The 14944-nt window shown below is 64.3% G+C and carries 19 protein-coding genes and 1 tRNA gene; 6 read left to right on the top strand and 14 right to left on the bottom strand.

Annotated elements, in window-relative coordinates:
* Window positions 1–26: 26 nt before the first annotated feature.
* Complete coding sequence (gene hpaH / locus KW845_RS22810) at window positions 27–827, top strand: 2-oxo-hept-4-ene-1,7-dioate hydratase (RefSeq protein WP_218371655.1); 801 nt, start codon at window positions 27–29, stop codon at window positions 825–827.
* An 11-nt stretch (window positions 828–838) separates the two neighbouring features.
* Window positions 839–1645: a 4-hydroxy-2-oxoheptanedioate aldolase gene (hpaI, locus tag KW845_RS22805; protein WP_218372139.1), complete on the top strand. Its 807-nt coding sequence runs from the start codon at window positions 839–841 to the stop codon at window positions 1643–1645.
* Window positions 1646–1709: 64 nt separating this feature from the next.
* On the opposite strand, the gene KW845_RS22800 is transcribed toward hpaI, so the two are convergent.
* Entirely contained in the window at window positions 1710–2135 is a 426-nt protein-coding gene (locus KW845_RS22800) for a hypothetical protein (RefSeq protein WP_218371654.1), read from the bottom strand.
* 164 nt (window positions 2136–2299) lie between these two features.
* On the opposite strand from KW845_RS22800, the gene KW845_RS22795 reads away from it, so the two are divergent.
* A complete protein-coding gene (locus KW845_RS22795; RefSeq protein WP_218371653.1) occupies window positions 2300–2497 on the top strand; it encodes a DUF3606 domain-containing protein in 198 nt (65 codons plus the stop codon).
* A 22-nt stretch (window positions 2498–2519) separates the two neighbouring features.
* Here the strand turns inward: KW845_RS22795 and KW845_RS22790 are convergent, their stop codons facing one another.
* From KW845_RS22790 to KW845_RS22780, 3 genes are all read right to left on the bottom strand, one after another.
* The gene (locus tag KW845_RS22790) at window positions 2520–2786 is read right to left on the bottom strand and encodes a hypothetical protein (RefSeq protein WP_218371652.1); all 267 of its coding nucleotides are present in this window, start codon (window positions 2784–2786) and stop codon (window positions 2520–2522) included.
* 269 nt (window positions 2787–3055) lie between these two features.
* Entirely contained in the window at window positions 3056–3241 is a 186-nt protein-coding gene (locus tag KW845_RS22785) for a hypothetical protein (RefSeq protein WP_218371651.1), read from the bottom strand.
* Between the two features lie 479 nt (window positions 3242–3720).
* Window positions 3721–4119 (bottom strand): hypothetical protein, encoded by a 399-nt coding sequence (locus tag KW845_RS22780; protein WP_218371650.1) that lies wholly within the window; start codon window positions 4117–4119, stop codon window positions 3721–3723.
* A gap of 125 nt (window positions 4120–4244) precedes the next feature.
* On the opposite strand from KW845_RS22780, the gene KW845_RS22775 reads away from it, so the two are divergent.
* Window positions 4245–4649 (top strand): hypothetical protein, encoded by a 405-nt coding sequence (locus tag KW845_RS22775; protein ID WP_218371649.1) that lies wholly within the window; start codon window positions 4245–4247, stop codon window positions 4647–4649.
* 102 nt (window positions 4650–4751) lie between these two features.
* Here the strand turns inward: KW845_RS22775 and KW845_RS22770 are convergent.
* The 9 genes from KW845_RS22770 to KW845_RS22730 all read right to left on the bottom strand — a co-directional run bounded on the left by KW845_RS22770 (window position 4752) and on the right by KW845_RS22730 (window position 11896).
* Window positions 4752–4828: transfer RNA gene (locus KW845_RS22770), tRNA-Pro, on the bottom strand.
* Window positions 4829–4905: 77 nt separating this feature from the next.
* Entirely contained in the window at window positions 4906–5313 is a 408-nt protein-coding gene (locus KW845_RS22765) for a MerR family transcriptional regulator (RefSeq protein WP_218371648.1), read from the bottom strand.
* A 57-nt stretch (window positions 5314–5370) separates the two neighbouring features.
* The gene (locus KW845_RS22760; protein WP_218371647.1) at window positions 5371–5715 is read right to left on the bottom strand and encodes an integration host factor subunit alpha; all 345 of its coding nucleotides are present in this window, start codon (window positions 5713–5715) and stop codon (window positions 5371–5373) included.
* 3 nt (window positions 5716–5718) lie between these two features.
* Window positions 5719–8136, bottom strand: a complete 2418-nt coding sequence (pheT, locus tag KW845_RS22755; protein ID WP_218371646.1) for a phenylalanine--tRNA ligase subunit beta — start codon at window positions 8134–8136, stop codon at window positions 5719–5721.
* 13 nt (window positions 8137–8149) lie between these two features.
* Window positions 8150–9172: a phenylalanine--tRNA ligase subunit alpha gene (gene pheS, locus KW845_RS22750; protein WP_218371645.1), complete on the bottom strand. Its 1023-nt coding sequence runs from the start codon at window positions 9170–9172 to the stop codon at window positions 8150–8152.
* A 107-nt stretch (window positions 9173–9279) separates the two neighbouring features.
* Complete coding sequence (gene rplT / locus KW845_RS22745) at window positions 9280–9639, bottom strand: 50S ribosomal protein L20 (RefSeq protein WP_218371644.1); 360 nt, start codon at window positions 9637–9639, stop codon at window positions 9280–9282.
* Between the two features lie 13 nt (window positions 9640–9652).
* Window positions 9653–9850, bottom strand: a complete 198-nt coding sequence (gene rpmI, locus KW845_RS22740; RefSeq protein ID WP_218371643.1) for a 50S ribosomal protein L35 — start codon at window positions 9848–9850, stop codon at window positions 9653–9655.
* A 163-nt stretch (window positions 9851–10013) separates the two neighbouring features.
* On the bottom strand, window positions 10014–11540 hold the full coding sequence (locus tag KW845_RS22735; RefSeq protein ID WP_218371642.1) for a YifB family Mg chelatase-like AAA ATPase: 1527 nt from the start codon (window positions 11538–11540) through the stop codon (window positions 10014–10016).
* A 101-nt stretch (window positions 11541–11641) separates the two neighbouring features.
* Window positions 11642–11896, bottom strand: a complete 255-nt coding sequence (locus KW845_RS22730; protein WP_218371641.1) for an accessory factor UbiK family protein — start codon at window positions 11894–11896, stop codon at window positions 11642–11644.
* A gap of 650 nt (window positions 11897–12546) precedes the next feature.
* Between KW845_RS22730 and glnK the strand changes: the two genes are divergently transcribed.
* Window positions 12547–12885: a P-II family nitrogen regulator gene (glnK, locus tag KW845_RS22725; protein WP_012249555.1), complete on the top strand. Its 339-nt coding sequence runs from the start codon at window positions 12547–12549 to the stop codon at window positions 12883–12885.
* A gap of 37 nt (window positions 12886–12922) precedes the next feature.
* Entirely contained in the window at window positions 12923–14161 is a 1239-nt protein-coding gene (amt, locus tag KW845_RS22720) for an ammonium transporter (RefSeq protein ID WP_218371640.1), read from the top strand.
* Between the two features lie 50 nt (window positions 14162–14211).
* On the opposite strand, the gene KW845_RS22715 is transcribed toward amt, so the two are convergent.
* Window positions 14212–14853 (bottom strand): TetR/AcrR family transcriptional regulator, encoded by a 642-nt coding sequence (locus tag KW845_RS22715; protein ID WP_218371639.1) that lies wholly within the window; start codon window positions 14851–14853, stop codon window positions 14212–14214.
* Window positions 14854–14944 lie beyond the last annotated feature (91 nt).

The raw sequence follows: 14944 nt of genomic DNA, 5'->3' as shown, positions 1-14944 counted from the left end.
CTTATTCATTCACCCGGAACACGCCCATGCTCGACGCATCCACCATCGAAGCCCTTGCGGCGCGCCTGCACCAGGCCGAACGCAGCCGCACCCAGGTCCGCCAGATTTCGCTGGACCACCCCGAAATCACCATCGACGATGCCTACGCCGTGCAGCGGCAATGGCTGGAACTGAAAATCGCCGAAGGCCGCAGCATCAAGGGCCACAAGATCGGGCTGACCTCGCGCGCCATGCAGCAGGCATCGCAGATCGACGAACCCGACTACGGCACCCTGCTCGATGACATGTTCTTTGGCGAAGGCGATATCCCGGCCCAGCGATTCATCGTGCCGCGGCTGGAAGTCGAATTGGCTTTCATCCTGGCCAAGCCTTTGCGCGGCCCGGGCGTCACCCTGACCGACGTCTACAACGCGGTCGACTATGTGGTGCCGGCGCTCGAGATCATCGATGCCCGCTCGCACCAGATCGATCCCGATACCAAGCGGCCGCGCAAAGTATTCGACACCATCGCCGACAACGCCGCCAACGCGGGCGTAGTGCTGGGCGGACGCCCGGTGCGCATCCACGAGATGGACTTGCGCTGGGTAGGCGCCATCATGTCGCGCAACGCGGTGGTAGAAGAAACCGGCCTGGCCGCAGGCGTGCTGAACCACCCCGCCCATGGCGTCGTGTGGCTGGCCAACAAGCTGGGGCCGCGCGGCGTCACGCTCGAACCCGGGCAGGTGATTCTGTCGGGCTCGTTCACCCGCCCGGTATTCGCGCATCCCGGCGACACCTTTGCCGTCGATTACGGCCCGCTCGGCTCCGTCAACTGCCGATTCGTATGACACCAGCCCCCATGGACATCCTGACCAATCGATTCAAGCGCGCCCTGCGCGTCGGGCACCCGCAAATCGGCCTGTGGGCCGGCCTGGCCAATGCCTATACCGCGGAAATCTGCGCCGGCGCCGGCTTCGATTGGCTGCTGCTCGATGGCGAGCACGCGCCCAACACACTGCAAACCCTGCTGGGGCAGTTGCAAGCCGTAGCGGCCTACCCGGTTGCGCCAGTGGTGCGCCCGCCCTGGAACGACTTCGTCCAGATCAAGCAGATACTCGACGCCGGCGCGCAGACCTTGTTGGTGCCCATGATCCAGTCGGCCCAGGAGGCCGCCGCCGCCGTGGGCGCCATGCGCTATCCGCCGCATGGCATACGCGGCCTGGGCAGCGCCCTGGCGCGCTCGTCGCGCTGGAACCGCATTCCCGGCTACCTGCAGCGCGCCAACGACGAAATGTGCCTGTTGGTGCAGATCGAGACGCCACAGGGCGTACAGGCGCTGGATGACATCCTGGCGGTGGATGGCGTAGATGGTGTATTCATCGGGCCTGCCGACTTGTCGGCCAGCATGGGGCACTTGGGCAATCCGGGCCACGCCGATGTCTGCGCCATGATCGACGATGCGATCGTGCGCATCGTGCAGGCAGGCAAGGCCGCCGGCATCTTGCATGCCGACCCCGCGCAAGCGCGCCACTACCTGGAACTGGGCGCCACCTTCGTGGCCGTGGGCGTGGACGCCACGCTGCTGGCCCGCGCCACGGAAAAGCTGGCTGCGGACTTCAAGGGCCAGGCACCTGCCGCGCCTGCGTCAGGCAGCGGCCCCTACTAGCTTCCACGCCCCTGCAGCAGGTGTGGCTGGTGCCAGGCATCCGCGGGTGCTGGCACCGTATTCATCAGGAAGCGCCGCTGGTGCGCGGCACGGCGGGCGTCGTGGTGGCCGACGTGCCCGACTCCATCAGCTTGCTGGCGCACAGGCCGGCGGCGCCGTCCACTGGCGCCTTGGCATCGGCAAACGTCACCCAGCCGCCTTTTTCGATCATCGAGTCGCGCTTCCACGAATCGGCGCCCTGCAGTGCGGCCAATGCGGCCTGCGCATCGGGCGCGGCCATGAAGCGGTGCACGCAAATGCCTGCCGCCAGTTGGGCCACGGCCGTTTCGGTAGAAGCCTCGGCCTGCTTGACAGCGGTGCTTCCGGTTACCCAGCCGCCGGCGCTGAAGCCGACAATCATCGTCAACACTGCTGCGCCCACGCAGGACCATAGCCAGATGGTTTTGCTCGGTTTGTAGTCGCTCCAGGCCTTCATAGGGCTATTGGACATATCGTTCTCCTTGGTGGTTGCGCCGATCAGAAAACTCACGGCGCGACCCACTGTAGTGCAGTTGGCGCTTCAAGGTAGGACGGAATTACCCTTACTTGATGTAACAGCCCCAGGGCATGGTGCTTGCTGGTATCCATGGCAACTGACCTTGCAAGGAGATTTCCATGAACGACAATTTGCACGACCGGGGCCCGCGCGATCGGTCACGCGTGAACATCGACGAAGAATGGGAACGCCATTACTGGAGCCAGGAACTCGGCATCACCGTCGAGCAACTGCAAGAAGCGGTGCACCAAGTCGGTCCTTCTGTAGAAAACGTGCAGGCGTACTTGGCCACGCCCGCTACGGGACGCACCACGTAGCGCCCGGCTCGAAGCGGCGCGATCACGTTTTGAACAGGCTGGCTATGCGAGCCTTCACGACAGACTCGTCAAAGGTTTTTTGAACCAGATCCCGATTCAAGACCTTTTGGCGCGCATCGTCGGGAAGCTCGTCCCACAAGCTCAGGACCGAAGCCCCCAGGAACGCAAGAATGCGTCGCTCGGAGTCCTCTAGCCGCTCTATGGCAAATGATCTGGCCAGCTCGGCAATTTGCGAACCGCCTTCGTTATCCCAGCGATCTTTCGCGGCTCGGTCACTTGGCTTGGGCATGGCGATCTCCTGGAGCATTTCAATTTATTCAGTGTATAGCTGGTTGCCCAGCGATTGTTTCAATTAACCATTAGGCAATCCAGTAACGACGGCGCACCCTGGGCCAGGGCAAGCGCCCGACAAACAGCAAGAGCAGCAAACGCAGCAACAGAAGGACGACGCGGCAAGCAAGACGGCTCAAGCCGAGCCGAACAAACCGTCCGCGTGATGATCGGCCTGCGATAGGAAGTTGACGGAAATGGCCACGCACTGCCCATGAATACGTTACTTCAGCCTTCGATGAGGCCCTCTAGAACTCTGCGCCCTGCTTCCCGCGCGTCATCCTCGGTAGCGAAATCCTCATCCGAGAAGTCGACCTGGCCGCGCGTGCCCGGAAATTCCATCGTGGTGATGCGCCACCGGTAACGACCCGCGTCCTCGACGACCTCAAATGCGTATCTCTGCTCGTTTGCCATGATCCTGCTCTCCTGGGTTCAGCCCGGCAACGCAACCGACGAGCTGCGGGTACAGGCTCGCGATGGCGCGAAGCCTTCGTGCGCACCTGCCAGGATCGCACGAAGGCTGGCGCCATTTTTGCTATGAAAGCAGGAAGGTTGGTTGTCCTGCCTCGTCAATCGCCCAGACCGAACGCAAGACAGCCCTCGCCTCGTGCTCAGCTTCATCCTGGACGATGAACACCCGGGCTCGGGGTAGCTGCCATACTCGTTCCGCCATTTCGGCGTCCTTGGGTCGGGTCGTGATTTCGAGCTTGAATAGCCCCGTCGATAATTGGATGACGTCACAATGGACATTGTGTCCGTCTACCAGCCTACCTTTTGACATGTCCATATGGCTCTCCAAAAGGTGTGCCACAAGTTCTATAAGTGGCAAATCTCTTGTAGCACGGCGAGCCGGAGGCGGACACGAAGTATTTCGTGCCCGCATCGCAGGATTCTTACCCTTTGCAGGCTTGCATGCCTGCCAGGAAATTCGCGCGCAGTTCATCAATGTTGTTGAAGCTCTTCGAATAGAAGAGCGTGCCGGTGCTGCCGTTCTCGGACCGAGGCTCGAACTCGGTCAGGTATACGGTGCGAGTGCCGTTGGTGGCATACAGCCGCCATGCCTCCCACCGATCGCCAAATACCTGCATGCGCAATTCCGGCTTGCTGTCGCCCACCGAAGACGTCTTCTCAAGGTACGGCCTGACACATGTCGCAAGCGCCTTGGGCGCCAGATCGCTGTTGCGGCTTTCCCGCCCGTCAGTGTCGGCCTTGAACTCAGAGATAAGGTTCGACGAGCAGCCCGTCAAGGCCAGCAGGCCCCCCAGCGCAAGCAGTGCCAGTTTGTTGGCCATAACCGTCCTTTCTGTGTGGGTCGCAAGGACGTGATCATAGCGTCCCCGGGGTGCTTGCGCGGTTTTCTTCACGCGGAGGAATATGATTGAAGCCTTGCAACAGCAACTACCCACCGAGACTGACCATGCCTGAAAACCCGTTTGAAAGCGGCCCCACTCCCGCCCAGCAGAGCAACACCCCCGAGCAAGGCAATTATCTCATCCTGATTTCTGCATCGAAAGACAATCTCGCTCTGGCTCAGCGCTTGGTGAAGAACATCCAAAACCGCATTGACGGCAATGCGGCTCCGTTGTGGATCGACTCAAAAGGAATTGGGGTGTTCGCGAAAACTTTTCTGGTCGCCCATGAAATTTGGCAAGAGGCCTTCCGCGATATGGGTGATGTCGGCGCTCACGAGACCAAGGACGTTCTCGTCCTGAAAATCGGCGACGACTGGGCAGCACGCAAAGAGGCGCCAACAACCAACTGGTTGACCATTAATGCTGGTGCTCCCCGGCTCGCTTCACGTCGCGTGGGCAAGCCTCGCTGAATTCACTTGCCCAGTAATAGTAATGCGCCCCAGCCACAAAACCACAACGCCACAAAGAGAAAGGCCGTTAGTGATTACTATCACTAACGGCCTTGGAACTGCTGGTCGGGACGGCGGGATTCGAACTCGCGACCCCTTGCACCCCATGCAAGTGCGCTACCAGGCTGCGCTACGCCCCGAAAGAAGAAGAGTATATCAGAACTGAAAAAAACCTGCACCGTACGGGGCAGGTTTTTGCGTACCGAAAAAGCCGGATTCAGCGCGCGTCGTTGCCGGTGGGCTGCGTGCCCAAGGCCTCGGACAGCATGGCCGACACGTTGCCCAATTCGGCGCGCAAGGCCTGGATCTCGGCACCGGTCAGGCGCACGGCGGCGTCCTGGTCGTGCGGCGTATCACGCGCATCGCCCAGCCGGTTGCGTGCGCCGCTGATGGTGAAGCCCTGCTCATACAGCAGCGAACGGATGCGGCGGATCAGCAAGACTTCGTGGTGCTGGTAATAGCGGCGGTTGCCGCGGCGCTTCACCGGCTTGAGCTGGGTGAATTCCTGCTCCCAGTAGCGCAGCACGTGCGGCTTGACGCCGCAGAGGTCACTGACTTCGCCTATCGTGAAGTAACGTTTGGCGGGAATGGGAGGAAGCGCAACGGTGGGTTCGGGACGAGTCATGGGAAGATTTTATGCCGTGGTGCGTCATGAGCCGATAACAATTGCCGACAAAGCGTATCACTCCCCGCCGTCGTCTGCACCCGATGCGGGTTCGGCTTGCTCGACCACGCTCTTCAATTTCTGGCTGGCATGGAAGGTGACGACGCGCCGTGCCGCGATGGGGATGGTCTCGCCCGTCTTGGGGTTGCGCCCGGGACGCGGCGGCTTGTTGCGCACCTGGAAATTGCCGAAGCCCGACAGCTTTACCGAATCGCCGCGCGCCAGGGCATCGCGGATTTCTTCGAAGAATGTATCGACAATATCTTTGGCTTCGCGCTTGTTCAGGCCAACACGCTCGAACAGCAATTCGGCGAGTTCGGCCTTGGTCAGGGTACGCGGCTCGGCAAGCATAGTAGTCCCCATGGTTCAAGTACGCTGGCGCGCGCCGTGGGCATCGGCCAGCGCCTGGTTGATGCGGGCCAGGCAATCGGTGACGCGGGCTTCGTCCAGCGTGACCTCAGTGTCCTGTAGCCAGAAACGGAACGCAAGGCTTTTTTCAGTGGCCGGGCGGCCCTCTTGCGGCTTGTCGCGCCATACGTCGAACAGGCGGGCATCTTGCACCACGGCCAGTTGCGGGTCGGCTGCGATGGCAGCAGCCACCGTGTCCAGCATGGACTGGGCGCTGACCGACAGGCCCACCCACAGCGCCAGGTCGCGCACCACCACCGGCTGGCGCGACAGCTCGCGCACTTGCGGCAGGCGCCCTTGCGACAGTGCCTCGACCTCGAGTTCGAATACCACCGGCGGGTGCGGCAGGTCGGCCTGCTGCGCCCAGCGCGGATGCAGTTCGCCGATCCAGCCCACCGCCTGCCCATCCAGGTCGATGCGGGCGCTGCGGCCGGGATGCAGCGCGGGATGGCCGGCAACCTCGAAACGCAACTGGGCCGCACGCGCGCCGAACAGTGCCTGCACGTCCATTTTCACGTCGTAGAAGTCCACATGCCGCGTCGGCACGCCCCACTGCTCTTCGACTGCCGGGCCCCAGGCCGCGCCGGCCAGGCGCAGCGGCTGGCGCACGCCCGCCACGTCGAGCGGGCCGTCTTGATGCGCGGCATCGCGCAGGAACACGCGTCCCAGCTCGAACACGCGCACCCGCGATTGCTTGCGGTTGGCGTTGTAGCGAATGTTGGCCACCAGGCCCGCGATCAGGCCGGAACGCATTACCGACAAATGGCTGGCAATGGGATTGAGCAGCCGCACAGGATCGTCGTTGCCGGCGTAATCGCGTTCCCAGTCGGCCTCGACGAAGCTGTAGTTGACGACTTCTTGATAGTCTTGCGCGGCAGCCAGGCGGCGCAGCGCGTGCGGGCCGCGCCGTTGCTCGGGCTGAGAGAACATCTGGGCGCGCGCCATCGGCGGCACGTCGGGCAGGCGCTCGAAGCCGTAGATGCGGGCGACCTCTTCGATCAGGTCCTCTTCCAACAACAGGTCGAAGCGGTAGGACGGCGGCTCGACGATGAAATCGTCGCCCTCGACCCGAAACGGCAGGCCCAGGCGGGTGAATATCTGTGCGACCTCGGCCTGCGGCACGGGCACGCCCAGCACGCGGTGGCAGCGCGACAGTCGCATGCGCACCGGCTCGCGGTTCGGCAGGTTGGCGACCTGGTCGTCGATCGGGCCGGCCTGGCCGCCGCAGATGTCGATGATCAGGCGCGCGATGAATTCCAGGTGCTCGGGAATGCTGGCGTAATCGACGCCGCGCTCGAAGCGATGGCTGGCCTCGGAACTGAACTTGTAGCGACGTGCGCGGCCCGCAATCGACTCGGGCCACCAGAAGGCGGCCTCGACATAGATGTTGGCGGTATCCAGCGTGACAGCGGTCGCTTGGCCGCCCATGATGCCGGCCAGGCTCTCGACCTGCTGGCCCGCTACCACGACGCCAACCTTGCTGTTGAGCTCGACCGTCTGGCCATTGAGCAGTTCCAGGGTCTCGCCTTCGCGCGCCCAGCGCACGTCGATGCTGCCGTGGATCTTGTCGAGATCGAACACATGCGAGGGGCGGCCCAGCTCGAGCATGACGTAGTTGGAAATATCGACCAGTGCCGAAACAGACCGTTGCCCGGCGCGTTCCAGGCGCGTCTTCATCCAGGCTGGCGTGGCGGCACGCGCATTCACGCCGCGGATGACACGGCCGGCGAAGCGGCCGCACAGGTCGGGCGCCTGGATGGTGACGGGGATGCGGTCGGCCAGCGTGACGGGCACCGCCACGGCGGTGGGCACCGACAGCGGCGCGCCGGTCAGGGCGGCGACTTCGCGCGCCACGCCCAGGATGGACAGGCAATCGGCGCGATTGGGGGTCAGCTTCAGGGTGAACAGCGTGTCGTCCAGGTCGAGCGCCTCGCGCAGCGGCTGGCCGGGCGCCAGGCTGGCCGGAAGCTCGAGCAGGCCTGCATGATCTTGCGACAAGCCCAATTCGCGCGCCGAACACAGCATGCCGGCCGACTGCACGCCGCGCATCTTGGCCTGGCCTATCTGGATGCCGCCGGGCAGTTCCGCGCCCACGCGTGCCAACGGCACCGTCAGGCCTTGCGCCGCATTGGGCGCGCCGCACACGATCTGCAAGGCCTGGCCCGATCCGTCGTCGACCTGGCAGACGCGCAGCTTGTCGGCATCGGGATGCGGGGCAATGGCCGTGATACGCGCCACCACCACGCCGGTAAATGGCGGCGCGGCCGGTGCGGTTTCTTCGACTTCCAGGCCGGCCATGGTAAGCCGGTGTGCCAGTTCGTCGGTTGCGATCGCGGGATTGACCAGGGCGCGCAGCCAGGATTCGGGAAATTGCATGATCAGCCGTCGGTTATTCGTTGAACTGGCGCAAGAAGCGCAGGTCGCCTTCGTAGAACTGGCGCAGGTCGTTGACCCCGTAGCGCAGCATGGTCAGGCGCTCGAGGCCGGAGCCGAATGCGAAGCCGATGTAGCGCTCGGGGTCGAGGCCGAAATTGCGCACGACTTGCGGATGCACCTGGCCCGAGCCCGAGATTTCCAGCCAGCGGCCGCGGTTCGGGCCCGAGGTGAACATCATGTCGATTTCGGCCGATGGCTCGGTGAACGGGAAGAATGACGGACGGAAGCGCACGACGAGATCGTCGCTTTCGAAGAAGCGACGCAGGAAATCGGTGTAGACCCCTTTCAGGTCGGCAAACGAGATGTCTTCGGCGATCCATAGCCCTTCCACTTGGTGGAACATGGGCGAATGGGTGGCGTCGCTGTCGACGCGATAGGTGCGCCCCGGTGCAATGACCTTGATGGGCGGCTGGTGCATGCGCGCATAGCGCACCTGCATGGGGCTGGTATGCGTGCGCAGCAGCAACGGCAGGCCGTCGCCGTCTTGCAGGTCGACGTAGAACGTATCCTGCATGGAGCGCGCCGGGTGGTCCAGCGGATTGTTCAGTGCCGTGAAGTTGGTCCAGTCGTTCTCGATCTCGGGGCCGTCGGCCACATCGAAACCAATCGAGCGGAAGATCTCTTCGACGCGTTCCCAACTGCGGGCAATGGGATGGATGCCGCCCAAGGCCCTGCCACGGCCGGGCAAGGTGACATCAATGGTTTCGGCAGCCAGGCGCGTGTCGAGTTCGGCCTGTGCCAATTGGGCGCGGCGCTCGTTCAGCAGGGCTTCGATCCGCTGCTTGGCCTGGTTGATGCGCGCGCCCGATTCGCGCTTCTGTTCGGGGTCGAGCTTGCCCAACTCTTTGAGCAGCATGGTCAGTGCGCCCTCTTTGCCCAGGAAACGCGCCTTGGCGTTTTCCAGGGCAACGGCATCGGGCGCCGCGGCGAAGCGTTCTTGGGCCTGGGAAACCAGGTCATCAGCCAATAGAGTCATGGAATCACAGCCTAAAAACAATGCCCCCAACGCTACGCCCGGCGGCAAAACGCAAACGGGGCCAACAAGCCCCGTTTGCAGCGATGCGCGATGCGATCAGCGCACGATCAGGCGGCCAATGCTGCCTTGGCTTGCTGCACGATGGCGGCAAAGCCGGCCTTGTCGCGCACGGCCAGATCGGCCAGCACCTTGCGGTCGAGCTCGATCGAGGCCTTTTTCAGGCCGGCGATGAACACGCTGTAGCTCATGCCCTGTTCACGCACGGCGGCGTTGATACGGGTGATCCACAGGGCGCGGAAGGTGCGCTTCTTGTTGCGGCGGTCGCGGTAGGCATATTGCCCGGCGCGCATGACCGCCTGCTTGGCGATGCGGAATACATTGCCGCGGCGGCCACGGTAACCCTTGGCAGCAGAGATGACTTTCTTATGACGAGCACGGGCGGTAACGCCGCGTTTGACGCGAGGCATAGTGGATCTCCTATCAAGCGAAAGGCATCATGGCCTTGACGGAGGCCACGTTGGTTTCATGAACCGCCGTCGAACCGCGCAGCTGGCGCTTGTTCTTGGTGGTCTTCTTGGTCAGGATGTGGCGCTTGAAAGCCTGGCCACGCTTGATCGACCCGCTGCCGCGAACCTGAAAGCGCTTCGACGCGCTTTTCTTGGTTTTCATCTTGGGCATGATGATTCCTAGTTTTGTTAAATACATGAACCACAGGTGCTTGCTCGGGGCAAGGCTTGCCGTACCTGGATCCACTTCTGGTTTTTCCCTGGCGAACCAGGAAAAGCCCTTGATTATATGGTGGTTTTGGGTTTTTTGTCGAATCTGCGGAAAAGACGGGACCTTAGCGCAGGGTGCAGCGGTATTGCAGGGCCTCGGCCACATGGCGGACCTGGACGCGCTCCTGGCCGTCCAGGTCCGCCACCGTGCGGGCCACCCGCAAGGCCCGCAGGGACGCCCGGGCCGAGCCGTGCAGCCGCTGCATGGCTTGCTGCAGCAGGCCGCGCGCGTCGGCATCCAGGGCGCAGCAGGCGTCCAGGTCGGCCCCCTGTAATCCCGCATTCGGCCCGCCCTGACGGCCCTCTTGGCGCTCGCGGCAGCGGGCCACCCGGGCGCGCACCGCCTCGGACGACTCGCCGGGCGGGCTGTCAAGCCAGTCCGGGGCGGCGGCCGGCAATTCGATCGCCAAATCCAGCCGGTCGAGCAGCGGTCCCGACAACTTGCCGACGTAGCGAGCCACCTGGTCGGGCGTACAGGTACAGGGCCGCGCCGGGTGGCCACGCCAGCCGCATGGGCAGGGATTCATGGCGGCCACCAGTTGGAAACGCGCCGGATACTGCACGGTATGCCGAGCCCGCGCGATGGCCACCCGGCCCGTTTCCAGCGGCTCGCGCAGCGATTCCAGGGCCCTGCGATCGAACTCGGGCAGCTCGTCAAGAAACAGCACGCCATGGTGCGCCAGGCTGACCTCGCCAGGCCGGGGACGGGTGCCGCCGCCGACCAGGGCGGCCGCCGATGCCCCATGGTGCGGCGCCCGGAACGGTGGCTGCCCCTGCAAGACCGCGGCCGCGCCGCCCGGGCTGGCCAGCCCCGCCAGGGAAGCCGCCTCGAGCGCCTGGGCACGCGACAAGGGCGGTAGCAGTCCGGGCAGGCGCTGGGCCAGCATGCTTTTTCCGGCGCCCGGCGGCCCCACCATCAACAGGCTGTGCGCACCGGCGGCCGCCACCTCGAGCGCGCGGCGCGCCATGGGCTGACCCCGGACGTCCGACAGGCAAGGCGGCATGGCCGCGGCTGGCCAGGCACCGGGCTCGGCCTGGGCCAGCGAGGCGGCGCCCGCCAGATGGGCGGCTACCTGGGCCAGCGTCGCCGCAGCCAATACTCGCAGCCCGGGCACCCAGGCAGCCACCGAAGCGCTGCCGACCGGCAGCACCAGCGCCGCGCCCGGCTGCTCGCGCGCCACCGCCAGCGCCAAAGCCAGGGGCGCGCCCATGGGCACCAGGGCCCCCGTCAGCGACAGTTCACCGGCCAGCACCAGGTCTTGCAGGCCGGCAGGCGCCTGCGCACCGCCCGGGCCGGGCACGGCGACCTGGCCCGAGGCCAGCAGCACGCCCAGCGCAATAGGCAGGTCAAAGCGCGCCGATGCCTTGGGCAGGTCGGCGGGCGACAGATTGACGGTAATGCGGCCGTTGGGAAAATCAAAACCGCTGTTGAGAATGGCCGCCCGCACCCGCTCACGGCTTTCGCGTACTTCGGTATCCGGCAGGCCTACCACGGTGAAGGCCGGCAGCCCCGGCCCCAGGTGTGTTTCCACACGCACGGCCGGCGCGTCCGCGCCCGACAGGGCGCGGCTGGCAAGTATGGCAAGAGTCATGGCGGCCCCAAGGATGGATCAGCCGCCAGTATGCGCAAGGAGGGGCCGCCTGGGCGGCGCCGATGCGACCGGAATGTCGCGCCTTGCGGGCCGGAACCGCCCTACTGCTTGCCTTCCAGCGTGGCGACTCGCGTTTCCAGTTGGCGCACCTGGGCGTCAAGTTGGTCAACCCGTTCGCGCGCCCGGGCCAGCAGTTCGGCCTGCACGTCGAATTCCTCGCGCGTGATCAAATCCATCTTCGTGAAGGCCTGGCCCATCATGGCCTTCGCATTGCGTTCCAGATCGGCAGCCGGGCTGCGCGCGATCAGGTCGGACAGGTTCTTCTGGAAATCTTCGATCCATTGTGTGCGGTTCATGACATCCTCGCATTCATCTTCGGTGCCCACAGTGTAGACCCGAACGACGATTGCCTGACGGCGGCCCGATGGCAAAAAAAATGGGCGGGCCGCACGCGGCACCGCCTCAAAGCACAGGAGAAAACCGAATCGCCATCTGGCGACTCCCAGAAGCAATCGCACCCGGAGGTGCTGGCCGCACGCAAATGCGGTATGGCTTGATTCTTCCTGACCTGAAGGTCTGTCACAAGCGGGCGCATGTAATGCCGCGTTTCAGGCGACCCGATACATTTATATCGAAAGTGCACCGAATTTTGACGCATGTGCAGCCGGCTGAATTGCTTTTCAGCCTTTGCATGCCGCATGCACGAGCCATTCGCGCATCATGGGACGGGTCGCTCACCATGTATGCAAATGATCAGGGCAGCAGCCCGATTTGCTGCAATTCGATACAACAAGGGTGCGGGCAAAATATTCTGTTGCACACCTCCCTGCCACGGTGCCACGCACCAGGACGGGGATCGCACGCACGCTACTTTGCACCGCAATGGGGCATTCGGGCACGATGCCGGGGCCTGCGCCGAGCAACTGCCCGCCGTGGAGCCGGAAAAAACATGGCATGGATATTGCTTGATTGGGCATGCCTGAGTGCAACCACGAGAGGAATTGCCATGAAACTCATCATCGCCATCATCAAGCCGTTCAAGCTCGACGAGGTGCGGGTGGCTCTGTCCGGGATCGGCGTCCAGGGACTGACCGTGACCGAAGTCAAAGGGTTCGGCCGCCAAAAGGGCCACACCGAACTGTATCGGGGCGCGGAATACGCCGTCGATTTCCTGCCCAAGTTGCGCGTCGAAGCCGCCGTGCCCGATCACCTGGTCGACCAGGTGATCGACGTCATCGAACAGGCCGCGCGCACCGGCAAGATCGGCGACGGCAAGATCTTTACCGCGCCGCTGGAGCAAGTCATCCGTATCCGGACAGGCGAGTCCGGCGAAGCCGCACTGTAACGACAACGATAAAGAAAGATGCATTGGAGCCTGAAAAATGGATAAAGCGGATATCTCCTGGTTGCTTGTTTCCACCCTGCTGGTCTTGATGATGGCCGTGCCGGGCCTGGCCTTGTTCTACGGCGGCCTGGTGCGCAGCAAGAATGTACTGTCGGTGCTGATGCAGGTGCTGTGCACTTTCGTGCTGGGACTGGTGCTGTGGTTCGTGTACGGCTACTCGCTGGCATTCACCGAGGGCAACGCCTTCTTCGGCGGCCTGTCGCGCACTTTCTTCTCGGGCATGTTCACGCCCGCCGATGGCACGTACTCCATGTCGGGCTCGCTGACCGAAATGCTGTTCGCGTCGTTCCAGGCCACGTTCGCGGGCATCACTTGCGCGCTGATCGTGGGCAGCTTTGCCGAGCGCGCGCGCTTCTCGGCAGTGCTGGTGTTCACGGTGATCTGGTTCACCTTCGCCTACGTTCCCATCGCACACATGGTGTGGTTCGCATCGGAAACGGCGCCGGGCCTGCTCAATGCCCGCGGCGCGCTGGATTTCGCCGGCGGCACGGTGGTGCACATCAATGCTGGCGTGGCCGGCCTGGTAGGCGCCTATGTGGTGGGCAAGCGCGTGGGGTATGGCCGCGAAGCGATGCAGCCGCACAACCTGCCCATGACCTTCATCGGCGCGGCGCTGCTGTGGGTGGGCTGGTTCGGCTTCAATGCGGGCTCGGCGCTGGCCGCCAATGAAGGCGCGACCCTGGCCTTCTTCAACACCATGATCGCCACCGCCGGCGCGGTACTGGCCTGGCTGTTCACCGAATGGGCGCTCAAGGGCAAGCCCTCGATGCTGGGCGCGGCGTCCGGCGCGATTGCCGGCCTGGTCGGCATCACTCCGGCCGCGGGCCTGGTGGGCCCTGGCGGCGCGCTGGTCATCGGCATCGTGGCGGGCGCCGTGTGCGTGTGGGGCGTGAACGGCTTGAAGCGGCTGCTGCGCGCCGATGATGCGCTGGACGTGTTCGGCGTGCATGGCGTGGGCGGCATCATCGGCGCCCTGCTGACCGGCGTGTTCAACGCCCAGGCCCTGGGCGGGCCGGGCCTGGCCAGCACGGGCGAGATCCTGGGGCAGGTCTGGGTGCAATTGGAAGGCGTGCTGCTGACCATCGTGTGGTCGGGCGTGGTGGCATGGGTTGCCTACAAGATCGCCAACGCACTGTGCGGATTGCGCGTGCCGGAAGACCAGGAACGCGAAGGGCTGGATGTCACCAGCCATGGCGAATCGGCCTACCACAGCTGATCGCGCTGCGGCTCGACTGGCCGACGAGGTGTCTGGCTTCCCTGCGGGAGTCAGACACCTTTTTTATTACCGGAACGCCGGCGCACGCTCGCATCGATCAGCCGGCCGGCGGCCTCGGGCAAATGACGCGCCGGACCGCCGCGGCCGAACAACTGGCTGGACACGAAGGCCCCTTCCAGCAACAACAACAGGCCGTCGGCCAGCATGTCGGCATCGTCAGCCCCCATGGCGCGCGCCAGTTCCGCCATGCGCTTGCGCAATTGCGCCTTGTGCGCCACGGCGACCCGGCGGGCCGGATGATCGGGCTCGGGGTATTCCACCGCCGCGTTGGTCAGCCCGCAGCCGCGATAGCCGCCACTGCTCGCGGCGCGCTGCGCCAGGCCGTCGAAGTACACCATCAACGCGGCGCGCGGATCGTCGGGATGCTGCTGCCCGCCCGCCTCGAACTTGCTCCAGAACTCGGCTTCGTAGTCGCGCAGATACGACGCGGCCAATTCATCCTTGGATGAGAAGCTGCGATACAGGCTGGGCTTGGTGACGCCGGCCTGGGCCACCAGTGCGTCGACCCCCACGGCCCGGATGCCATCCTGGTAGAACATGCGGCGCGCGGTCTCGCGGATGCGGTCGGCCGCCAGCTTGGGCGAGGCGGCCGGCGGCGATGGTGCGGCAACGGATGGGGTCTTGCGGGCCATGGCGTGCTCCTGACATCGGATCAAAAAATTTCACTTGACGATGTTACTGACCGGTACGTAGCATACGAGTTCCATTACGTACCGGTCAGTA

The sequence above is a fragment of the Bordetella sp. BOR01 genome (assembly GCF_019218885.1).
In the GTDB taxonomy this organism is placed as follows: Bacteria; Pseudomonadota; Gammaproteobacteria; order Burkholderiales; family Burkholderiaceae_B; genus Bordetella_A.
The sequence above is the reverse complement of the archived record's forward strand: the minus strand, read 5'-3'. Positions and strand labels throughout refer to the sequence as shown.

Bases quoted from the DNA above. Each gene is read 5' to 3' on its own strand.
- hpaH (WP_218371655.1), top strand. From the start codon at position 27: ATGCTCGACGCATCCACCATCGAAGCCCTTGCGGCGCGCCTGCACCAG.
- hpaI (WP_218372139.1), top strand. From the start codon at position 839: ATGGACATCCTGACCAATCGATTCAAGCGCGCCCTGCGCGTCGGGCAC.
- KW845_RS22800 (WP_218371654.1), bottom strand. From the start codon at position 2,135: ATGTCCAATAGCCCTATGAAGGCCTGGAGCGACTACAAACCGAGCAAA.
- KW845_RS22795 (WP_218371653.1), top strand. From the start codon at position 2,300: ATGAACGACAATTTGCACGACCGGGGCCCGCGCGATCGGTCACGCGTG.
- KW845_RS22790 (WP_218371652.1), bottom strand. From the start codon at position 2,786: ATGCCCAAGCCAAGTGACCGAGCCGCGAAAGATCGCTGGGATAACGAA.
- KW845_RS22785 (WP_218371651.1), bottom strand. From the start codon at position 3,241: ATGGCAAACGAGCAGAGATACGCATTTGAGGTCGTCGAGGACGCGGGT.
- KW845_RS22780 (WP_218371650.1), bottom strand. From the start codon at position 4,119: ATGGCCAACAAACTGGCACTGCTTGCGCTGGGGGGCCTGCTGGCCTTG.
- KW845_RS22775 (WP_218371649.1), top strand. From the start codon at position 4,245: ATGCCTGAAAACCCGTTTGAAAGCGGCCCCACTCCCGCCCAGCAGAGC.
- KW845_RS22765 (WP_218371648.1), bottom strand. From the start codon at position 5,313: ATGACTCGTCCCGAACCCACCGTTGCGCTTCCTCCCATTCCCGCCAAA.
- KW845_RS22760 (WP_218371647.1), bottom strand. From the start codon at position 5,715: ATGGGGACTACTATGCTTGCCGAGCCGCGTACCCTGACCAAGGCCGAA.
- pheT (WP_218371646.1), bottom strand. From the start codon at position 8,136: ATGCAATTTCCCGAATCCTGGCTGCGCGCCCTGGTCAATCCCGCGATC.
- pheS (WP_218371645.1), bottom strand. From the start codon at position 9,172: ATGACTCTATTGGCTGATGACCTGGTTTCCCAGGCCCAAGAACGCTTC.
- rplT (WP_218371644.1), bottom strand. From the start codon at position 9,639: ATGCCTCGCGTCAAACGCGGCGTTACCGCCCGTGCTCGTCATAAGAAA.
- rpmI (WP_218371643.1), bottom strand. From the start codon at position 9,850: ATGCCCAAGATGAAAACCAAGAAAAGCGCGTCGAAGCGCTTTCAGGTT.
- KW845_RS22735 (WP_218371642.1), bottom strand. From the start codon at position 11,540: ATGACTCTTGCCATACTTGCCAGCCGCGCCCTGTCGGGCGCGGACGCG.
- KW845_RS22730 (WP_218371641.1), bottom strand. From the start codon at position 11,896: ATGAACCGCACACAATGGATCGAAGATTTCCAGAAGAACCTGTCCGAC.
- glnK (WP_012249555.1), top strand. From the start codon at position 12,547: ATGAAACTCATCATCGCCATCATCAAGCCGTTCAAGCTCGACGAGGTG.
- amt (WP_218371640.1), top strand. From the start codon at position 12,923: ATGGATAAAGCGGATATCTCCTGGTTGCTTGTTTCCACCCTGCTGGTC.
- KW845_RS22715 (WP_218371639.1), bottom strand. From the start codon at position 14,853: ATGGCCCGCAAGACCCCATCCGTTGCCGCACCATCGCCGCCGGCCGCC.